The sequence below is a fragment of the Stenotrophomonas sp. YJH_SMC_73 genome (genome assembly GCF_059370155.1).
In genome coordinates this window covers 51636-73704 of the sequence record NZ_JCAFTJ010000006.1, presented here as the reverse complement: position 1 = coordinate 73704, position 22069 = coordinate 51636, and the positions used below count along the sequence as shown (strand labels likewise).

Genomic DNA, 22069 nt, shown 5'->3' with positions numbered 1-22069 from the left:
CAAAGCTGGCCGTGCCCGCAGTGGCCCTCGTATCCTGCATGCATGGCCCTTGTTTCCACCCCCGCCGAACGCCGCCAGCTGGTCCAGCAACTGCCCGAGCTGCGCGCCGACGACAGTGTGCGCATCCAGCGCTTCCTCGATGCGATCTGGGCCGAGAACGGCCTGGCCCGCGCCACCCTGGACAGCTATCGCCGCGACCTGGAAGGGCTGGCGCGCTGGATGGATGGACGCGACGGTGGCCTGGCCGGCATCGAACGTCCCGGGCTGTTCGACTACCTGGCCTGGCGCACCCGCCACGGCTGGTCGCCGCGCAGCAACGCGCGCCTGCTGTCGGCGCTGCGGGCGTTCTTCGCCGATGGCGTGCGCCGTGGCGAACGCAGCGAAGACCCCAGTGCGCTGCTCGACCCCCCGAAGCTGCCGCGGCTGTTGCCCAAGGCGCTGGCCGAGAGCCAGATCGATGCGCTGCTGGCGGCACCGGACATCGACAGCCCGCTGGGGCTGCGCGACCGCGCCATGCTGGAGCTGATGTACGCCGCCGGCCTGCGCGTGAGCGAGCTGGTGCTGCTGCCGGCCACGGCAGTCAACCTGCGCCAGGGCGTGTTGCGGGTCACCGGCAAGGGCAGCAAGGAACGGCTGGTGCCGCTGGGCGAGGAATCGCAGCACTGGCTGGAGCGTTACCTGCAGCAGTCGCGCCCGCTGCTGGTCGGCAAGGGCAAGGTGCACGCCCTGGCCGATGGGCAGACCCCGTTGTTCATCGAGCCGACGCTGCATGCGCTGACCCGGCAGGCGTTCTGGCACCTGGTCAAGCGCCACGCGCAGGTGGCCGGCATCGACCCGGCGCGGATCAGCCCGCATGGCCTGCGCCACAGCTTCGCCACCCATCTGCTCAACCGCGGTGCCGACCTGCGCGCGCTGCAGATGCTGCTCGGCCACAGTTCCTTGTCGACCACCCAGATCTACACCCTGGTAGCGCGCGAGCATCTGCAGAAGCTGCACGCCCGCCACCATCCGCGCGGCTGAGCGCCGGGCTGAATCGCTGCCCGGGGCCGTGCCGGGCGGCGCGGCCCGGTACCGGCGGCTGTGTCAGAATCCGGAGTCTTCTTCTGTTGCGGATCGCTCCATGCTCCGATTTGCCATCGCCGCCGTGTTCGGTGCGCTCAGCCTGACCGCCTGCGCCCAGCCGGCTCCGCCGGCCGCCAAGGCGCCTGCTGCCGCTGCGGCCAAGGCCAGCCCGGCCGCCAACGCGCCGGCCGACCAGGCGGTACGTGCCGCGTTGACCGCGCTCAATCCGGGTTTCCAGGTCGATTACATCGGTGCCGCGCCGTTCCCCGGCTTCCGCGAGGTCGTCGTTTCCGGCCAGCTGCTGTACGTGTCCGATGACGGCCGCTACCTGTTCCAGTCGCAGCCTTACGACACCCGCGCCAAGGGCCCGGCCAACAGCGAGGGCCTGCTTGGTTACCGCCGCGGCCTGCTGGCCAAGGCCAACCACGGCGATCGCATCGTGTTTGCCGCGCCGAACGCCAAGTACACCATCAGCGTGTTCACCGACATCGAGTGTGGTTACTGCCGCAAGCTGCACCAGGACATCGCCGAACTCAACCGCAACGGCATCACCGTCGAGTACCTGGCGTTTCCGCGCATGGGCCTGGGCAGCAAGGACTACACCGACATGATCTCGGTCTGGTGTGCAGCGGATCGTCGCCAGGCCCTGACCAACGCCAAGCGCGGTGGCAGCGTGCCGGCCAGGAACTGCACCAACCCGGTGGCGATGCAGTACGCGCTGGGCCAGCAGCTGGGCGTGAATGGAACGCCGGCGATCTTCGCGCCGGATGGCACCCAGCTGGGCGGCTACCTGCCGCCGGCGCAGCTGCGTGCCGCGCTGGAGAAGCTGTCGGCCAAGCGCTGATCGCCGCTGGTCTTTTTCTGTAGAGCCGAGCCCATGCTCGGCTGCTGTTTCCGCAGCCGAGCATGGGCTCGGCTCTACAGGCAGGAAGCCAGGGATGCGTGTCGCATCCCCGGCCTTTTGCTTACTTCAGGCCATCACTGACCGCCTTGGTCAGCGTGCCCTGCGCATCGTCACCGCTGAACTCCCAGACGAACGCGCCGCCCAGGCCCTGGGTCTTCACGTAACCCATCTTGCGGGTGATGTTGGCCGGGGTGTCGAAGCTCCACAGCGTGCTGCCGTTGTAGATCCAGGTGGCACCGGCGGTGTTGTCGGTGTAGCCCGGCCACGCCAGGTTCTTCAGCACCTTCCAGTCCTCGATGCCGGCTTCATACGTACCCGGGGCGGCGCCGGTCGCGGTCTGGTACAGGCCGTTGTTGGCGTTGGCCACACCCGTCCAGCCACGCCCGTAGTAGCCAATGCCCAGGTTGAGCTTGGCGGCGGGCACGCCACGGCTGATGAAGGCCTCGATGGCGTCGTTGCTGTTGTACAGCTTCTGGTCGCCGGTGGACGGATCATTCGGCGAATCGAACAGCGCCGACTGGTGATTGGTCTTCGTATCCCACGCGCCGTGGAAGTCGTAGGTCATCACGTTGATGTAGTCCAGGTACGGGTGGTATGCGGCCGGATCGGTGACACGGATCTTGTCGATGCCGGCACCCACCGCCACCGTCAGCAACAGGCCCGGCCGCACCGCATCGAGTTGGCGGCGGAACTCGGCCATCAGCGCGGTGAAGTTGGCGTTGTCTTCCGGCTTGCCGCATTCGATGCCACAGGCCACCGGGTATTCCCAGTCGATGTCGATGCCGTCGAACACGCCCAGCGCGGCACCGGCACCGCCGGCACCGTCGGTCACCGGCAGGTTGCCCTTGATGTAGGCGTCGATGCACGAGGCGACGAAGGCCTGGCGGTTTTCCGGGCGCGCTGCGCTGGAGAAGCCGCGCGACCAGGTCCAGCCACCCAGCGAGATCAGCACCTTCATGCCCGGGTATTTGGCCTTGAGCTGCTTGAGCTGGTTCCAGTTGCCGCGCAGCGGCTGGTCCCAGGTATCGGCACTGCCGCTGACGCTCTCGGCGGCACTGAAGGCCTTGGTGTAGTCGGCGAAGGCATCGCCACCGGCACCGCTGTTCGGATCCGACGGCTGGGTGATGCCGACTTCGCATCGGTTGTTGCGCACGTTGCCGAACGCGTAGTTGATGTGGGTCAGGCGTGCGGCCGAGCCGCTGCTGTCGATGTTCTTGACCCGGTAGTTGCGGCCGTAGATGCCCCACTGGGTGAAGTAACCGATGACCCGCTTGCCGGTGGTGCCGCCGTCACCGGCCAGCGTGGTGGCGCTGATTTCGGTGCCCTGCGCCGACGCGTTGCCGGCGTTGTCGCGCGCCCGCACGCGGTAACGGTAGGTGGTCGATGCGGTCAGCCCGCCATCCACATAGCTGGCGCTGGACGGCGAACCGACCAGGCTGCCGTTGCGGTACACGTCATAGCCAGCCAGGCCACTGCCACCGGTGTTGTCGGTGGACGGGCTCCAGCTGAGCGCGATGCTGCTGGCGGTGCGCGTTCCGGCCGCCAGCCCGCCCGGCACGCTCGGTGCGGTGGTATCGCCACCGGCGGCGTTGACGGTGATGGTGATGGTCGGGGTGCTGGTGGTGGCGTTGTTGTTGTCGGTGGCGACCGCGCGCAGGGTGTGGCTGCCGGCGCTGGCATTGGCCCAGCTGGCCGCATACGGCGCACCGGTGGCCACGCCCAGCGAGCTGCCGTCGCGGAAGAACTCGACCTTGGCGACGCTGCCGTCCGGGTCACTGGCGGTAGCGGTCACGTTGACCGTGCTGCCGGCGCTGAAGGTGGCGCCGTTGGCCGGCGAGGTCAGGCTGACCACCGGCGGCTGGTTGCTGCCGCTGCCATCGCAGGCACCAAGGTTGGTGTAGTAGGGCGCACCGGCCGGATGGTCCGGCGGCGCGTTCCAGATGTCCTGGTTCGCCCGATAGAGGACGCCTCCTTTCTGCAGGGTATCGCCGGCCCGGTAGATCCTGGCCTGGTCCCACTGGGCCACGCCGGCACAGCTGGCAGCCTGCGCCAGGCCGGGCAGGGCGGCGGTACCGGCGGCCAGGGCAAGCAGCCAGGCCAGGTGGCGGGGACGACAGCTTCGGGTCGAACGTTCGGCACTGCGCACAATCGGGTCGTACATGGGTAAGTCTCCGATCAAAGGGCGCGCGGGCCCCGATGGCGCCGCGCGTGACGCAGGTCCGGGCGTCGCCCGGGAAGGCGACGGAGGGGGCGGACGGGGTACCTGGGGGGCCGGGGAGAGAGTCCGGCGCCCAGGTGGGGACAACGTTGTCATCAATCGCGTGGTCAATCCGTGAGCAAGCGCATGGTTCCGGGATTCGGGCGGAGAGCGGCGCTGCGCGCGGTCGGCGGCCATCGGCGGAGCCCCCTCGTGGCTGGGGGCTTTCCGCGAAAAGCAGATTTCTGGGGTTGGCCGGGTGGGTGGGCTGCGCAGGGGACGCCGTGAATACGTCCCTGTAGGCTCGGGCGCGCCATCCATGGCGCTTACGCCCCTGCGCAACCCACCCGCCCGGCCACGGACAGGTTCCTGCGCGGCCAGCCACGAAAGACAGAACAAAAAATCAAAAGCAAAAGCCGGTCGCTTCGCTCTTCAATGCCTGACTTCTGAGATTTCCCTGGTTGCCGGCCAGCGGCCGGCACTACCGCAGAGCATGCACGCATGGCGTGGATTTACCGCAGATCGCGGAAATCTGTCGAAGGCGGGGTGGGTCCGGTGGCGGGGGTGTCCGCGGCATGGATGCCGCGGCCAAGCCCCCAGGGACGGGTTTACGGCGTCCCCCGCCACCGGCCCCCCCCCCGCCACCCCACGGGAACCCCGCTTTTGCTTTGGCCGTTGCTGTTGCCGTTGCCCTGGCCTCGGCGGGTGCCGGGCGCCGCCCGGCCAGAGCCCTTCCCCCGCTTCCGGTACAATGTCGGGCCCGTTTCCCAACTACGGTTCCCCGGACATGATGGTCCTCGAGGGCGCGCCCGCCCTGTCGCCGTTCCGCCGCGAACGTCTTGAATCCCGCCTGCAGTCCATCGCTCCCTCCCTGCGCATCAGCGGTGCCTGGCACGTCTATTTCGTGCAGCCCGAAGGCAGCGCCGCCCCCGACCTGACCACCCTGTGCCGCATCCTCGAAGCGGCGCCGCAGGCCGAAGCCGTGGCCGACGGCGCGGTCAGCCGCATCGTGGTGCCGCGCCTGGGCACGCTGTCGCCGTGGTCGAGCAAGGCCACCGAACTGGTCCGCGGTGCCGGCCAGCCGGTCAGCCGGGTCGAACGTGGCCTGCGCATCGACGTGCAGGGCTGGCCGGCCGATGCCGCCGCCCAGCAGGCGCTGGTCAAGGCGCTGCACGACCCGATGACGCAGTCGGTGCTGGAGACCGTGGAACAGGGCCAGGCGCTGTTCTCGGCACCGGCCCGGGGTGAACTGGAGCGCGTGCCGGTGGACCAGCTGGAGGCCGCCAACCAGCGCCTCGGCCTGGCCATGGCCCAGGACGAGATCGACTACCTGCGCGAGCGTTTCACTGCGCTGGGCCGGTCGCCGTCGGACGTGGAACTGATGATGTTCGCGCAGGCCAATTCCGAGCACTGCCGCCACAAGATCTTCAACGCCAGCTGGACCATCGACGGCCAGGAGCAGGACCGCTCGCTGTTCCGGATGATCAAGAACACCCACCAGCAGACTCCGCAGCACACGCTCAGCGCGTACAGCGACAATGCCGCGGTGATCGAAGGCCATCCGGCCTCGCGCTATCGCCCCGATCCGGCCAGTGGCGAATACCGCCGCGAGCCGCAGGTGCCCAGCGCGTTCCAGATCAAGGTGGAAACGCACAACCATCCGACCGCGATCGCGCCGTTCCCGGGTGCCTCGACCGGTGCCGGTGGCGAGATCCGCGATGAGGGCGCGACCGGCCGTGGCGGCAAGCCGAAGGCGGGCCTGACCGGCTTCTCGGTCTCGCACCTGCGCATCCCCGAGCTGCCGCAGCCGTGGGAAGCGCCGCGCGCGCTGAACCCGCGCATGGCGCCGGCGCTGGAAATCATGACCGACGGCCCGCTCGGCGGCGCCGCGTTCAACAACGAATTCGGCCGACCGAACCTGCTCGGCTACTTCCGCAGCTTCGAGCTGCCGGAAGGCGCCGATCTGGTGCGTGCGTACGACAAGCCGATCATGCTGGCCGGCGGCCTCGGCGCGATTGATCGCGTGCAGGTCGACAAGATCCCGCTGCAGGCCGGTGATGCGGTCATCGTGCTGGGTGGCCCGGCAATGCTGATCGGCCTGGGCGGCGGCGCGGCCAGTTCGGTGGCCTCCGGCGAGAGCGCCGAGGACCTGGACTTTGCCAGCGTGCAGCGCGACAACCCGGAAATGGAGCGCCGCTGCCAGGAGGTCATCGACCGCTGCGTGGCGATGGGCGCCAACAACCCGATCAAGTTCTTCCACGACGTCGGTGCCGGTGGCCTGTCCAATGCCATCCCCGAACTGCTGCACGACTCCAAGGTCGGCGGTGTCATCGACCTGGGCAAGGTGCCCACCGATGATCCGTCGCTGTCGCCGATGCAGCTGTGGTGCAACGAGTCGCAGGAGCGCTACGTGCTGGGCGTGGCCCAGGAGCGCCTGGCCGAGTTCGCCGCGCTGTGCGCCCGCGAGCGCTGCCCGTTCGCTGCCGTTGGCGTGGCCACCGCCGAGGAGCACCTGGTGGTGGCCTACGGTGCCGTGCCGGGCCACACCCCGGCCGATGCGCCGATCGACCTGCCGATGGACGTGCTGTTCGGCAAGCCGCCGAAGATGCACCGCGACACCGCGCACCCGCCGGCACCGCGCTGGCCGGCGCTGAAGACCGGCGGCCTGGACCTGCAGGAAGCCGGCCTGCGCGTACTCGCGCACCCGACCGTCGCCTCGAAGAACTTCCTGGTCACCATCGGTGACCGCAGCGTCGGTGGCCTGACCGCGCGTGAGCAGATGGTCGGCCCGTGGCAGCTGCCGGTGGCCGACGTGGCGATCACCCTGGCCGACTTCGATGGCGTGGCCGGCGAAGCGATGTCGATCGGCGAGCGCACCCCGCTGGCCCTGCTCGACGCCGCTGCGTCGGCACGCATGGCGGTGGGCGAAGCGCTGACCAACCTGTGTGCGGCCCCGGTCGATGCGCTGGATGAAATCAAGCTGTCGGCGAACTGGATGGCCGCGGCCGGCCATCCGGGCGAAGACGCACTGCTGTACGACGCGGTGAAGGCGGTGGGCATGGAACTGTGCCCGCAGCTGGACATCAGCATCCCGGTGGGCAAGGACTCGCTGTCGATGCAGGCGCAGTGGCACGACCAGGGCGAAGCGCACAAGAGCGTGTCGCCGGTGTCGCTGGTGATCTCGGCGTTCGCGCCGGTCGCCGACGTGCGCAAGCAGCTGACCCCGCTGCTCGACCGCGACGTGGACAGCGAGCTGTGGCTGATCGGCCTGGGTGCCGGCAAGCAGCGCCTGGGCGGTTCGATCCTGGCCCAGGTGCACGCCGACCATGGCGACCTGCCGGCCTTCGCCGGTGCCGCTCCGGACCTGGACGATCCGCAGCGCCTGCGTGGCTTCTTCGAGCTGATCCGCGATGCGCGCCAGTCCGGCCTGCTGCTGGCCTACCACGACCGCAGCGACGGTGGTGCCTTCGCCGCGCTGTGCGAAATGGCCTTCACTTCGCGTCTTGGCCTGGACATCACGCTCGATGCCTGGGGCGATGATCCGTTCCGCAGCCTGTTCAACGAAGAACTGGGTGCGGTGGTGCAGATCGCGCGCGAAGACCGCGCTGCGTTCGCCGACCTGGTCGAACGCCACGCACTGACCGAATGCGCACAGCGCATCGCCAAGCCGACCACCGCGCCGGTGGTGCGCGTGTCGCTGGGTGGCGAGAACCTGGCCGAATGGCGTTGGGACGCACTGTTCGACGCCTGGTGGTCGGTCACCCACGCGATGCAGAAGCGCCGCGACAACCCGGCCAACGCCGATGCCGAGCGCGAGGTCGCCCGTGCCTTCAACGCACCGGGCCTGAAGCCCAAGCTCAGCTTCGACCTGAACGAGGATGTGGCGGCACCGTTCATCAGCACCGGTGCGCGTCCGCGCGTGGCGGTGCTGCGCGAGCAGGGCGTCAACGGCCAGATCGAAATGGCCAACGCCTTCGAACGTGCCGGCTTCCGCGCCTTCGACGTGCACATGAGCGACCTGATCGAAGGCCGCGTGGCGCTGCAGGATTTCACCGGCCTGGTCGCCTGCGGCGGCTTCAGCTACGGCGATGTGCTCGGTGCCGGCCGTGGCTGGGCCACCTCGATCCTGGAGCGCAGTGCGCTGCGTGATGCCTTCGCCGCGTTCTTCGCGCGCGAAGACAGCTTCGCGCTGGGCGTGTGCAACGGCTGCCAGATGATGAGCCAGCTCAAGAACATCATCCCGGGTGCCGGACACTGGCCGCAGTTCCGCCGCAATGCCAGCGAGCAGTTCGAAGCCCGCACCGCGCTGCTGGAAGTGGTGGAATCGCCGTCGATCCTGCTGCGTGGCATGGCCGGCTCGCGCCTGCCGGTAGCGGTGGCGCACGGCGAAGGCCAGGCCGTGTTCGACAACGCCGTCGACCAGGCTGCCGCCCGCGTCTCGCTGCGCTACATCGATGGCCATGGCAACGTCGCCAGCCAGTACCCGCTGAACCCGAACGGTTCGCCGGACGGCATCACCGGCCTGACCAGCACCGACGGCCGCGTCACCATCATGATGCCGCACCCGGAGCGCACCCCGCGCGCGCTCAACCTGAGCTGGGCACCGGCTGAATGGCAGGGTGATTCGCCGTGGATGCGCATGTTCCGCAACGCGCGGGTGTGGTGCGGCTGATCGCATCGTTCCGCGCAGGCCGCAATGCCACCGCGTATGGAAAAACCCGCCGCTTTGTCGGCGGGTTTTTCTTTGTGTGCGTGAAATTGCTGATCTGGCCGCTAGTTACATCCGTTTTTCATGCGCCAGCAGTTCGTCACGTATGTCTAACAAAATGCCTTTATAAACACGTGAAATAGTGAACTGCTTCACGGCAATAGGATTTGTCGTGTCAAAGTCTTGACGATCTGCAAAGTTGCCGTTAACACTTGAACCCCGTTTCAGAATCATTCATTTCGCAGTAACCGGTTGGCGCACGCGCTCGGTTTTCTGTCGCTGCGCGCCGTTCGGCAATACCCCGCAGTAAATCACGCGAATAAACGCCCCCAGGGGACGTTGGGCCGGAAAGCCCAGCGGTGGCGTTGCTTTGCCCAAAACCAGTCCAATCAGGAGCCGTACCGATGAATCGGATTTATCGCAAGGTCTGGAACAAAGCACTGGGTCAGTTGGTGGTGGCCTCGGAACTGGCCTCCTCCGACAGCAGCAGTGGCGGGGTCGTCGACCAGCGCCGCGATGCGACACAGGCCACGCCCGCACTGCTGGCGGTGGCACTGGGCCTGGTATTGGGGTTGGGCATGAGCGGCAGCGCGACGGCACAGTCGGTGCAGATCGGCGGCAGCGCCACCTGCGTTGCATTCAGCGGCAAGCTGCTGGAAAAGTGCCTGATCGAAGGCTCGGCCACGGCCAAGGGCAGCAACGCGGTGGCGATCGGCAGCAACAGCAATGCCAGCGCCGCCAACAGCGTGGCGCTGGGCGCTGGCTCCAAGGCCACGCGGGCCAATACCGTGTCCATCGGCGATGCCGGCAAGGAGCGGCAGATCACCAACGTGGCTGCTGGCACGCAGGGCACCGATGCGGTGAACAAGGCGCAGCTGGACGCGCAGGCGCGCGCCACGCAGGCCGCGCTGGCTGATGTAGCCGCCGATGGAAACCGCTATTTCAAGGCCGACGGCGCAGGCGATGACAGCGACGCGGCGAAGATCGAGGGGCAGGGCGCAGTCGCGGCCGGCGCCGGTGCACAGGCGCTGGCCAACGCCACCACCGCCATCGGAACCCAGGCCATTGCCGCCGGTCTCGGCGCCAGTGCCTTCGGCCAGGGCGCCCTGGCCATCGGCGATGCCAGCGTGGTGGTCGGGCAGAGCGCGGCCGCGTTCGGGCTTGGCGATACAGCCGTCGGCGCCAGCGCGTACGCAGCCAGCGAGAACGGCGCGGCCACCGCACTCGGTGCGTTGTCCGAAGCCACTGCCGATGGCGCAACGGCCGTCGGCGGTGGTGCCGTGGCTATGGGCCCGGGCAGCACCGCACTGGGCCGCGGCGCTACCGCCGCCAACGAAGCGTCGATCGCGGTGGGTGCGTTCAGCACCGCCGTCGGTGAATACAGCACCGCGCTGGGTTCGAACGCCGCTGCGGTTGCCACCGGCAGCGTGGCGCTGGGCGCCGGCTCGCTGGCCGACCGCGTCGATACCGTCTCTGTCGGCGCGGCCGACTACGGCCTGACCCGGCAGATCACCAGCGTCGCTGCGGGTACTGAAGATACCGACGCGGTCAACGTCGGCCAGTTGAAGGGCGTCGCCGCCGTGGCCGATGCCACCGCCAAGCGTTTCCAGGCCACGGGCAGCAGCAACAGTGATGCGGGTGCATTGGCCGAGGGCGACGAGGCGCTGGCGGCTGGCGAGGCCGCCAATGCGATCGGCAAGGGTGCGACGGCCGTGGGCGCCGGTGCAACCGCCGTCGCGCAGAACGCCACCGCCGTTGGCAACAACGCACTGGCCTCAGGTCAGAACAGCGCCGCGTTCGGCAACAATGCACAGGCGAACGGCCCAGGCAGCGTCGCCGTCGGTGGTGCTGCGGTGGATGCCGATGGCAATCCGCTGATCACCAGTGGCGGCGTGCCGGTGGAAACCGGCGCCACCAGTGCCGGTGTCGGGGGTACTGCGGTGGGTGCGAGTGCCGAGGCCGGTGGTTTCGCCGCGTCGTCCTATGGCGTTGGCGCATATGCCGCCGGCGCGCAGTCGTCCGCGTTCGGTGCGGTTGCCAATGCCATCGGTGATTACTCCACCGCGCTGGGTACGCAGAGCAATGCCACCGGCACCAGCAGCGTGGCCATCGGCGGCCCGGCCGATCTGATTCCAGGCCTGGGCTTCTTCGTGCAGACCCAGGCCAGCGGCGAAGCGTCGACCGCCGTCGGCGCCGGCGCCATCGCCAGCGGTGATCGCGCGGTGGCCAACGGCAGCCTGACCGAAGCGTCCGGCGCCGAAGCGACTGCGGTCGGCTACTTCGCCTACGCACCGGGCGAGAACGCCAGCGCGCTCGGCGCGCAGACCTGGGCCAGCGGCGCGCAGAGCACCGCCGTGGGCTACTACGCCACCGCACGCGGTGCCAACAGCGTTGCGCTCGGCGCCAACTCCGAAGCGGTGCGTGCCAACAGCGTGGCCGTGGGCAGTGCCGGCAACGAACGGCAGATCACCAGCGTCGCCGCGGGCAGTGAAGCCACCGATGCAGTGAACAAGGCGCAGCTCGACGCGGTGGCCAGCACCGCCGACAGCACAGCGCGCTTCTTCCAGGCCCAGCCGGAAGCAGGCAGCGATGCGGGTGCATTGGCCGAGGGCGAAGGTGCGGTTGCGGCGGGTTCGTCGAGCAATGCGATCGGCGCCGGCGCGGTTGCACAGGGCGCAGCAGCCTCGGCCATCGGTGACGACGCCGTGGCGGTGGGTCGCAACAGCAACGCCACCGGCAATGGCGGTGTTGCCATCGGTGGCCTCGGCCAGGCCTACGACGAGTACAACCAGCCGATCATCGGTGCCGACGGTACGGCACAGCAGGTCGGCACCACTGCCGTCGCCGACGCCACAGCGGTCGGCAGTGGTGCGCAGGCGACCGGTGCTGCCAGCAGTGCGTTCGGCAACGCCGCCAGGGCCAGCGGAGACAACAGCTTCGCGGCCGGCGGCAAGTCGCGTGCGACCGGCAGCTACGCGGTTGCGGTTGGCGACAGCGCCTTCGCCAGCAGTGACGACAGCACCGCCGTCGGTGGCTACAGCTGGGCTACCGCAAGCGGGGCGAGTGCGTTCGGTTCCGGCGCCTGGGCAACGGCCACCAATGCCTCGGCATTTGGCAACGCGGCCTGGGCCAGTGGCAGTGGTGCGACCTCCATCGGTTACAACAGCTGGGCCAACGGCACCAGCTCCACCGCCGTCGGTCGCGGCGCATTCGGTTATGGCGACAACAGCGTGGCGCTGGGCTTCCAGGCGCTGGGCAACAGCCTCAACAGCATCGCCATCGGCACCAACACGGTGGCCGGTGGTGAAAGCGCGATCGCACTCGGTGCCGGCAGCAACGCCAGCGCCAGCAACGCCGTCGCACTGGGCGCCGGCTCGGTCGCCAACCGCGCCCGCAGCGTTTCGGTCGGCAGCACCGGCAACGAACGCCAGGTGACCAACGTCGCCGCCGGTACCCAGGCCACCGACGCGGTGAACAAGGCGCAGCTGGATGCCGTGGCGGGCGCGGCAGCCACCACCAGCCGCTTCTTCCAGGCCAGCGGCAACGGCGGTGATGTGGCCGGTGCACTGGTGGACGGTGACAACGCGCTGGCCGCCGGTGATGCGGCCAACGCCATCGGCAACGGGGCCACCGCACTCGGCAGTGGCGCCAACGCGCTGGCCAGCAATGCGCAGGCACTGGGCGTCAACGCCCTGGCCAGCGCCGCCAACGCCAGCGCGGTCGGTGCAAATGCGCAGGCGACCGCTGAATACGCAACCGCGCAGGGTGCGGAAAGCGAGGCCAGTGGCGAGCAGAGTGCGGCGTTCGGTGCGGCCAGCATCGCCAGCGGTGCTGGCAGCACCGCGACCGGCGTGCTGTCCGAAGCCTCCGGCGAGGAGGCGGTGGCAGTGGGGTACTTCAGCAATGCCAGTGGCAGCGGCGCCACCGCGGTCGGCAGCGAGAGTGTCGCAAGTGGCACCGCGTCGGCAGCGTTCGGCATCGGTGCCGAGGCGACCGGCGGCTACAGCACCGCCATCGGTGGCTATGCACAGGCCTCGGCCTTCAATGCCACGGCCTTCGGCAACTTCGCCAATGCCTCCGGCTCCAACAGCGTGGCGCTGGGCGGTGATTCGGAAGCCTCCGGTGCCTACAGCACCGCCACTGGCCAGGGCAGCCTGGCCACCGGCACCAACAGCGTCGCCGTCGGCGGATCGCTGTTCGGCGTGCTGGCCACCGAAGCATCGGGCAACTACTCCACCGCCGTCGGTGGCGGCGCCTGGTCCGGTGGCATCAACAGCACCGCGCTGGGCAACGCCGCCGAATCGCGCGCTGCCAACAGCGTGGCGCTGGGTGCCGATTCGATCGCCGACCGCGACAACACCGTGTCGGTCGGCGGCGGTGGCAACACCCGCCAGATCACCAACGTGGCTGATGGCACGCAGGGCAATGATGCGGTCAACAAGAGCCAGCTCGACGCCGTAGCCGCCGCAGCGGAAAAGACCAGCAGGCAGTTCCAGGCCAGCGGCAACGCCGATGGCGAAACAGGGGCACTGGTCGAGGGCGACAACGCGCTGGCGGTCGGCGATGCGGCCAACGCCATCGGCAACGGGGCCACCGCGCTGGGCAGCGGTGCCAACGCGCTGGCGGCCAACGCCACGGCCGTGGGCATCGATGCATTGGCCACCGGCAACAATGCGGCGGCGCTGGGCAGCACAGCGCAGGCCAGCGGTGAAGACAGCCTTGCGCTCGGCACCGGTGCCAGCGCCAGCGAGCTCGGCGCCAGCGCGGTCGGTGCGCGTGCACAGGCCAGCGGTGCGTACAGCACGGCAACCGGCACCGAATCCAACGCCAGCGGCACGCAGGCCCTGGCCAGCGGCTTCCGTAGTGCCGCCTCTGCCGATGGCACCACTGCCGTCGGTGGCTATGCCGAGGCCAGTGGACGCCTCGGCACCGCATTGGGCTACGGCTCGGCGGCCAGTGGTGCCAACACGACCGCCGTCGGCTTCGGTGCTGCTGCAGCCGGTACCGGTGCCGTGGCGGTGGGTCAGTCCAGCGAGGCCAGCGGCGAGGAAAGCGTGGCCATCGGTGGCAGCACCTTCTTCGGCCTGATCCCGTCGCGTGCCAGTGGCACCGGTGCGGCGGCGTTCGGTGCCGGCGCATGGGCGACCGAAGACTACGCCACGGCAATCGGCTGGAACTCGTGGGCCGCCGGCAGCAATGCCACGGCCCTGGGCGCCAACGCCACCGCCAACGGCAGCAACAGTGTCGCCCTCGGTGCCGGCTCCAAGGCCGACCGTGACAACACCGTGGCCGTCGGCAAGGCCGGTGGCGAACGCCAGGTGACCCATGTGGCAGCCGGTACCGAAGCCACCGACGCGGTGAACAAGGGCCAGCTGGATGCCGTTGCCAGCGTCGCCGACAGGACCAGCCGCCAGTTCCAGGCCAGCGGCAACGCCGATGGCGAGGCCGGTGCCCTGGTGGACGGTGACAACGCCTTGGCCGCCGGCAACGCGTCCAACGCCATCGGCAACGGTGCCACCGCGCTGGGCAGTGGCGCCAACGCGATGGCCGCCAACGCCACGGCGGTAGGCGCCGACGCCCTGGCGACCGGCAGCAACGCGGCGGCACTGGGTACCAACGCACAGGCCAGTGGTGTCGACAGCGTGGCCGTGGGCAGCGCTGCCAGCGCCAGTGAACTCGGCGCCAGCGCTACCGGCGCCGGCGCCCAGGCCAAGGGCGCCTACAGCACCGCCAGCGGCGCGCAGGCCACGGCCAGCGGCACGCAGTCGCAGGCCAGCGGTTTCCGCGCCACTGCCTCGGCCGATGGCGCCTCGGCGCTGGGCAGCTACGCCGAAGCCAGTGGTCGACTGGGTACTGCGGTGGGTTACGGCAGCAAGGCCACCGGTGCGAACGCTACCGCGGTGGGTGTCAGTGCCAACGCTTCGGCGGCCGGCAGCATCGCACTGGGCGCAGGCTCGGTGGCTGATCGTGCCAACACCGTGTCGGTCGGTAGTGCCAGCAGTGATCGTCAGATCACCCGTGTCGCCGCCGGTACCGAGCGCACCGATGCAGTCAATCGTGGCCAGCTCGATGCGGTCGCGGCGACCGCCGATGGCACCGCACGCTACGTCAAGGCCAGCGGCGCGGGTATCGCCAGTGCCAGCGGCAGCGATGCCGCAGCGATCGGTTCGGCCGCCAGTGCCAGCGGCGCACGCAGCAATGCGCTGGGTGCCAATGCGATGGCCATCGGCAACGGTGCGCTTGCACTGGGCAACAGTGCCGGCGCGTCCGGTGCGAACTCGGTGGCACTGGGTGCGGGCTCGCGTGCGCTCGATGCCAACGTGGTGTCGGTCGGTGGTGGCAACGGCACCGATGGCCCGGCCGCGCGCCGCATCGTCAATGTGGCCGACGGCCGCATCGCCGCCGGCAGCAGCGACGCGGTCACCGGCTCGCAGCTCAACGTCACCAACCAGCGCGTGGGCGCCGTGGAAACCCGTGTCGGTGATTTCGACTCGCGCATCGCCACGGTCGAGACCACGGCGGCCAGCGCCGTCGGCTATGACGACGCCAGCCGTGACCGCCTGACCCTGTCCGGCTTCCAGGGCACCACCATCGACAACGTCGGCGCGGGCAACATCGCCGCCGGCAGCCGCCAGGCGATCAATGGCGGGCAGCTGTTCCAGTCGCTCAGTGATGCCGCCAGCTTCCTCGGCGGTGGTGCCAGCGTCGGCATGCAGGGTGTGTTCGTGGCGCCGAACTACGTGATCCAGGGCGCCACCTACAGCAATGTCGGCGATGCGCTGGGCGCGCTGGACCGCAAGGTCAGTGAGATTGACCGTCGTACTGCCGGTGGCACGCGTGCAGGCGCGTCCAGCCTGCGCGCAATGAGTGCTTCGCTGGATGAAAGCCCGCAGGCCAGCGTGGCCGACGCACCGGCAACGGCCGATGCCGCGCCGGCCAGTACCGCACGCGTGCAGGGCACGCCGACGGTGGCCGCGGCGGGGGCGGGCATTCCGGTCGGCACCCCGGCCACCGGCTTCAACGCCGTGGCCATGGGCGATGGCGCGGTAGCCAGCGGCGCTTCGTCCACGGCCATCGGCCAGGGCGCCAGTGCCACGGCGGCAAATGCCGTGGCGCTGGGCCAGGGCTCGGTTGCCGATCGTGCCAACACGGTCTCGGTGGGCAGCGAAGGCAACGAACGCCAGGTCACCAACGTCGCCGCGGGCACCACCGCCACCGACGCCGTCAACAAGGGCCAGCTGGATCGTGGCATGGCGACGGCGAACAGCTACACCGACAGTCGCGTCCAGGCCGTTGCCGACAGCTTCGATGTGTTCAAGGGCGAGATCGACGGACGCCTGCGCCACATGGACCGCCGCATCGACCGCCAGGGCGCGATGAGCGCAGCGATGCTCAACATGGCTACCAGTGCCGCCGGTATCCGCACCCAGAACCGTGTCGGCGTCGGCATCGGTTTCCAGGGTGGCGAGTCGGCGTTGTCGCTGGGTTACCAGCGTGCGATCAGCGATCGCGCCACGGTCACCTTCGGCGGCGCCTTCAGCAGTGACGACAGTTCGGTCGGCGTCGGTGCCGGCTTCGGCTGGTAAGCCACTCCATCGCGCCGGCGGCCACCCACGCCGGCGCCGTACCTGCAGTGAGGGCCTGGGGGGAGGTCACGGCAATCCCGGCTGGGCCGGCCGGGAGTCGTCAAGGAATGATGGCCGCAGTGTTGGTTCGATCCATGACCCAGAAGAGGAATTCGACGTGATCAAGAAGCAGAACCTTCGCATCAATGTGCTTGCCGCCGCCGTGCTGTCGATGACGGCGGTCGGTGCCGTCCACGCCGCCGGGTTGCCGACCCGTGAACCGGTGCGCCAGGCCAGCACCGCCCAGCCGGGTACCGAGCGCATCATCGTCAAGTACCGGGCCGGCGCTGCTGCCGCGACCGACCGCTCGGCGAAGCTGTCCACCGTGCAGTCCGCACTGACCCGTGCCAGTCTCTCCGGCGGCACGTCACGCGCCAGCACGCTCGGCCCGCAGGTGGTCCGCAAGCTGTCTACCGGTGCGGACCTCATCCGTGTGCAGGGCCGCCTGGCACCGGCCGAACTGCAGCGCGTGCTGAAGGAACTGAAGGCCGATCCGTCGGTGCAGTACGCCGAAGCCGACGTGAAGCTGCGCCGCAGCGAACTGCGTGCCGGCAACGTGCAGCCGGCGCTGGTGCCGAACGATCCCTTCTACCAGCAGAACCAGTGGCATCTGCACAATGCGGTCGGCGGCATCAACGCACCGGCGGCGTGGGATGTCTCGCAGGGCGAGGGCATCGTGGTGGCAGTGATCGACACCGGCGTCCTGCCGCAGCATCCGGACCTGGTCGGAAACCTGCTGGAAGGCTACGACTTCATCAGCGATGCGGAGACCTCGCGGCGCCCGACCAACGATCGCGTGCCGGGTGCGCAGGACTACGGTGATTGGGTCGAGAACGACAACGAGTGCTATGACGGCTCGCTGGCCGACGACAGTTCCTGGCACGGCACCCACGTCGCCGGCACCGTGGCCGAGCAGACCAACAACGGCGTCGGCATGGCCGGTGTCGCCTACAAGGCCAAGGTGCTGCCGGTCCGCGTGCTGGGCAAGTGCGGCGGCTACCTGTCCGACATCGCTGATGCGGTGACCTGGGCCTCCGGCGGTACCGTGACCGGCATCCCGGCCAACACCAATCCGGCCGAGATCATCAACATGAGCCTGGGGGGCGGTGGTTCCTGCGCCAGCACCTACCAGGACGCGATCAACGGCGCGATCTCGCGCGGTACCACGGTGGTGGTGGCTGCCGGCAATGAAGCCGACAACGCGTCCAAGTACCAGCCGGCCAGCTGCGAAGGCGTGGTGACCGTGGGTGCCACCCGCATCACCGGTGGCATCACCTACTACTCCAACTATGGAGCCCGCGTGGACCTGTCCGGTCCGGGCGGTGGCGGCAGTGTCGACGGCAACCCGGGCGGCTACATCTGGCAGACCGGCTCCAATGCGGCCACCACGCCGGAATCGGGCACGCCGGGCTACATGGGCATGGGCGGTACCTCGATGGCCTCGCCGCATGTGGCCGCCGTTGCGGCACTGGTGCAGAGCGCACTGATCGCCAAGGGCAAGGATCCGTTGACCCCGGCCGCGATGCGTACCCTGCTGAAGGAAACGGCGCGTCCGTTCCCGGTCGCCATCCCGGCGGCGACCCCGATCGGTACCGGCATCCTTGATGCCAAGGCCGCGCTGGCCAAGGCACTGGAAGAACCGTGCACCGAAAACTGCGGGCCGGCGGCCACGCCGCTGACCAACAAGGCCGCAGTCGGCGGCCTGAACGGTGCTGCCGGCAGCAGCAAGCTGTACAGCTTCGAAGCCGTTGCCGGAAAGCAGCTCAGCGTGATCACCTACGGTGGCACCGGCAACGTCTCGGTCTACATTGCCCAGGGGCGTGAGCCGAGCGCCAGCGACAACGACGGCAAGTCGACCCGTCCCGGCACGTCCGAAACGGTGCGGGTGAACAAGCCGGTGGCGGGCACCTATTACATCAAGGTGGTGGGCGAAGCGGCATACAACGGCGTGAGCATTCTCGCCACGCAGTAATCACCTCGTGTCGTAGTTGAACGGCCGACGCCCGTCACCCTGTGTGACGGGCTTCGTCTTTTTACGAAAGGTGGCCGCAGGGCGGCGGAAATCACGGCTTAACTGCTAAAGTCGGGCCGATTGACAGGAGAGTCACGTGAACGCGCTCGCTGCAACCGTTACCGACGACGCCGAAGGCCGCATCCTGGATGCGTTGCTGGCGCGCGGCCGGCTCAAGGAAGGAGACCTGGCACGCGCGCGGCCATTGCATGCCGAGGCCGGCGGCAGTCTGCTGGGCCTGCTGGTGCGCCTGGGCCTGGTGTCTGAACGCGACCAGGCACAGGCCAGCGCTGAGGTGCTGGGCCTGCCGCTGCTGGAGGGCAAGCAGGTGCCGGAGGCCCCGCCGCAGGCGCTGGCCGAGGGACTTCCGCTGTCGCTGCGCTTCCTGAAGCAGTTCCATGTGTGCCCGCTGGAGTTGGATGAACACGGGGTGCGGCTGTGGCTGGCCGATGCCCACGACGCCTATCCACAGCAGGCCGTGCAGTTGGCCCTTGGGGTCCCGGTGACACCGGTGCTGGGCATGCGCGCGGAGATCGATGACCTGGTCGAGCGCTGGTTCGGCCAGGGCCGCAGCGCGATGGGCGCGATCGTGGAAACCGCGGATGGCGAGGGCGGTGCGGTCGACGACATCGAGCACCTGCGCGACCTTGCGTCGGAAGCACCGGTGATCCGCCTGGTCAACCTGGTGATCCAGCGTGCGGTGGAGCTGCGCGCTTCGGATATCCATGTCGAACCGTTCGAGAGCCGGTTGAAGGTCCGCTACCGCGTCGATGGCGTGCTGGTGGAGGGCGAAAGCCCGCCGGCCAACCTCACCGCTGCGGTGATCAGCCGCATCAAGATCATGGCCCGGCTCAACATCGCCGAGCGCCGCCTGCCGCAGGACGGCCGCATCATGCTGCGCGTGCAGGGCAAGGAGCTGGACCTGCGCGTGAGCACGGTACCGACCGCGCATGGCGAAAGCGTGGTGATGCGCCTGCTGGATCGCGAAACGGTGGTGTTCGATTTCCACCGGCTCGGCTTCACCGATGCCTTCCTGCCGCAGTTCCGCAAGGTGCTGGAACAGCCGCATGGCATCCTGCTGGTCACCGGCCCGACCGGCTCGGGCAAGACCACCACGCTGTACACCGCGCTGAGCCAGCTCAACACCGCCGACGTCAAGATCATCACGGTCGAAGACCCGGTGGAATACCAGATAGAAGGCATCAACCAGATCCAGGCCAAGCCGCAGATCGGCCTCGACTTCGCCAATGCCCTGCGCAGCATCGTGCGCCAGGATCCGGACATCATCATGATCGGTGAAATGCGCGACCTGGAAACCGCGCGCATCGCCATCCAGTCGGCGCTGACCGGCCACCTGGTGCTGTCCACCCTGCATACCAACAACGCAGCCGGTGGCATCACCCGCCTGCTCGACATGGGCGTGGAGGACTACCTGCTCACGTCCACCATCAACGGCATCCTGGCCCAGCGCCTGGTACGCCGGCTGGAGCCGACCCACGCCGAGCGCTACGAAGCCTCGCCGGAAGAGATCGAGCGGTTCGAACTGCGCCGCCTGCAGCCGGAAGGGCCGATCCACCTGTACCGCCCGAAGCCGTCTGCGCTGGCACCGACCGGCTACCTGGGGCGTACCACCATCATGGAATTCCTGGTGATGAACGATGCGCTGCGCCGTGCGGTGATGCGCCGCGATGGCATGGGCGAGATCGAGCGCATCGCCCGCGAGGCCGGCATGCGCACCATGTACGAGGATGGCCTGTCCAAGGCGTTGAGCGGGCAGACCACCATCGAGGAAGTGCTGCGCGTGACCGAGGAAAGCTGATGCGTGCAGGACGCCGGGGCTGACATGCCGAACTATCGCTACAAGGCGCTCAATCCGCATGGCGAGGTCTTCGATGGGCAGATGGAAGCGGCCAGCGAGGCCGAGTTGATCGCGCGCCTGCAGGACCAGGGCCACCTGCCGATGGAGACGCAGCTGGCCGACGCCGGCGCGATCGGCGGCAGCAGCTGGCGCAACCTGCTGCAGCAGCGCCCGCTGCAGGGCGCCGCCCTGCTGCAGTTCACCCAGCAGCTGGCGACCCTGCTCGGTGCCGGCCAGCCGCTGGACCGCGCGCTGTCGATCCTGCTGGGGTTGCCCGAGGACGAACGATCGCGCCGCGCGATCACCGACATCCGCGACGTGGTGCGCGGTGGCGCACCGCTGTCCACCGCGCTGGAGCGCCAGCATGGGCTGTTCTCGCGCCTGTACGTGAACATGGTGCGCGCCGGCGAAGCCGGTGGCAGCCTGCATGAAACCCTGCAACGCTTGGCCGACTACCTCGAGCGCAGCCGCGCGCTGCAGGGCAAGGTCATCAACGCGCTGGTCTACCCGGCGATCCTGCTGGTGGTGGTCGGTGGCGCGCTGTTGTTCCTGCTCGGCTACGTGGTGCCGCAGTTCGCGCAGATGTACGAAAGCCTGGACGTGGCGCTGCCGTGGTTCACCAACGCGGTACTGCAGCTGGGCCTGTTCGTGCGTGACTGGTGGGTGCTGCTGCTGGTGGTGCCCGGCGTGCTGGTGCTGTTCTTCGAGCGCAAGGCGCGGCAACCGGCGTTCCGGTTGGCGCTGGATGGCTGGCTGCTGCAGCGGCGTGGCATCGGTCGCCTCATCGGCGAGCTGGAAACCGCCCGGCTGGCGCGCACGCTGGGCACACTGCTGCGCAACGGCGTCCCCTTGCTGGGGGCACTGGGCATCGCGCGCAACGTGCTGGGCAACCGCGCCCTGGCCGCTGACGTCGAAACGGCCGCCGATGAAGTGAAGAACGGCGCCGGCCTGTCGCTGGCCCTGTCGCGCGGCAAGCGGTTCCCGCGCCTGGCGCTGCAGATGATCCAGGTCGGCGAGGAATCCGGCGCACTCGATACCATGCTGCTCAAGGCCGCCGACACCTTCGAACAGGACAGCGCCCGGCGCATCGACCGCATGCTGGCGGCGATGGTGCCGGCGATCACCCTGGTGCTGGCCTCGGTGGTCGGCGCGGTGATCGTGGCCGTGCTGGTGCCGCTGTATGACCTGACCAATGCCATCGGTTGACGATGGCACTCCCTGCAACTCCGATACTCCGCAACTGAAAGGACCGTCCATGATTGCCCGTCGCCGACCGATCCGCCTTTCCTTCACCGCCGCGCGCAACCAGTCGGGCATGAGCCTGCTGGAAATCATCATCGTCATCGTGCTGATCGGCGCGGTGCTGACCCTGGTCGCCAGCCGCGTGCTGGGCGGCGCCGACCGTGGCAAGGCCAACATCGCCAAGGCGCAGGTGCAGACCGTCGCCTCCAAGATCGACAACTACCAGATCGACACCGGCAAGCTGCCGGCCACGCTCAACGACCTGGTGACGGCGCCGGCCGGTGTCGGCGGCTGGCTCGGCCCGTACGCCAAGCCCGCCGACCTGAATGACCCGTGGGGCCACGCACTGGAGTACCGGGCGCCGGGCGAAGGCCAGCCGTATGAGCTGGTCAGCCTGGGCAAGGATGGCAAGGCTGGCGGCAGCAGCGTCGACGCTGACATCCGCTACCAGCCGTAACCGCG

9 protein-coding genes are annotated in these 22069 nt (G+C 69.0%); 8 read left to right on the top strand and 1 reads right to left on the bottom strand.

Annotated elements, in window-relative coordinates:
* Positions 1–42 precede the first annotated feature (42 nt).
* On the top strand, positions 43–1020 hold the full coding sequence (gene xerD / locus AC5P8R_RS11385) for a site-specific tyrosine recombinase XerD (RefSeq protein ID WP_046428433.1): 978 nt from the start codon (positions 43–45) through the stop codon (positions 1018–1020).
* Positions 1021–1120: 100 nt separating this feature from the next.
* Complete coding sequence (locus tag AC5P8R_RS11380; protein WP_014645882.1) at positions 1121–1906, top strand: thioredoxin fold domain-containing protein; 786 nt, start codon at positions 1121–1123, stop codon at positions 1904–1906.
* Positions 1907–2027: 121 nt separating this feature from the next.
* Here AC5P8R_RS11380 and AC5P8R_RS11375 read toward each other — a convergent pair whose 3' ends face one another.
* Complete coding sequence (locus AC5P8R_RS11375) at positions 2028–4127, bottom strand: glycosyl hydrolase family 18 protein (RefSeq protein ID WP_495223420.1); 2100 nt, start codon at positions 4125–4127, stop codon at positions 2028–2030.
* An 823-nt stretch (positions 4128–4950) separates the two neighbouring features.
* Between AC5P8R_RS11375 and purL the strand changes: the two genes are divergently transcribed.
* From purL to gspG, 6 genes are all read left to right on the top strand, one after another.
* Complete coding sequence (gene purL, locus AC5P8R_RS11370) at positions 4951–8835, top strand: phosphoribosylformylglycinamidine synthase (protein WP_126411710.1); 3885 nt, start codon at positions 4951–4953, stop codon at positions 8833–8835.
* 440 nt (positions 8836–9275) lie between these two features.
* Complete coding sequence (locus tag AC5P8R_RS11365; RefSeq protein WP_495223419.1) at positions 9276–16457, top strand: ESPR-type extended signal peptide-containing protein; 7182 nt, start codon at positions 9276–9278, stop codon at positions 16455–16457.
* Positions 16458–16614: 157 nt separating this feature from the next.
* On the top strand, positions 16615–18468 hold the full coding sequence (locus AC5P8R_RS11360) for a S8 family peptidase (protein WP_142235425.1): 1854 nt from the start codon (positions 16615–16617) through the stop codon (positions 18466–18468).
* A 136-nt stretch (positions 18469–18604) separates the two neighbouring features.
* Positions 18605–20326, top strand: coding sequence for a type II secretion system ATPase GspE (gene gspE, locus AC5P8R_RS11355; RefSeq protein WP_014035931.1), 1722 nt, complete (start codon positions 18605–18607; stop codon positions 20324–20326).
* A gap of 24 nt (positions 20327–20350) precedes the next feature.
* The gene (gene xpsF, locus AC5P8R_RS11350; RefSeq protein ID WP_032956504.1) at positions 20351–21571 is read left to right on the top strand and encodes a type II secretion system protein XpsF; all 1221 of its coding nucleotides are present in this window, start codon (positions 20351–20353) and stop codon (positions 21569–21571) included.
* 49 nt (positions 21572–21620) lie between these two features.
* A complete protein-coding gene (gene gspG, locus AC5P8R_RS11345; RefSeq protein ID WP_014645890.1) occupies positions 21621–22064 on the top strand; it encodes a type II secretion system major pseudopilin GspG in 444 nt (147 codons plus the stop codon).
* Positions 22065–22069: the final 5 nt, after the last annotated feature.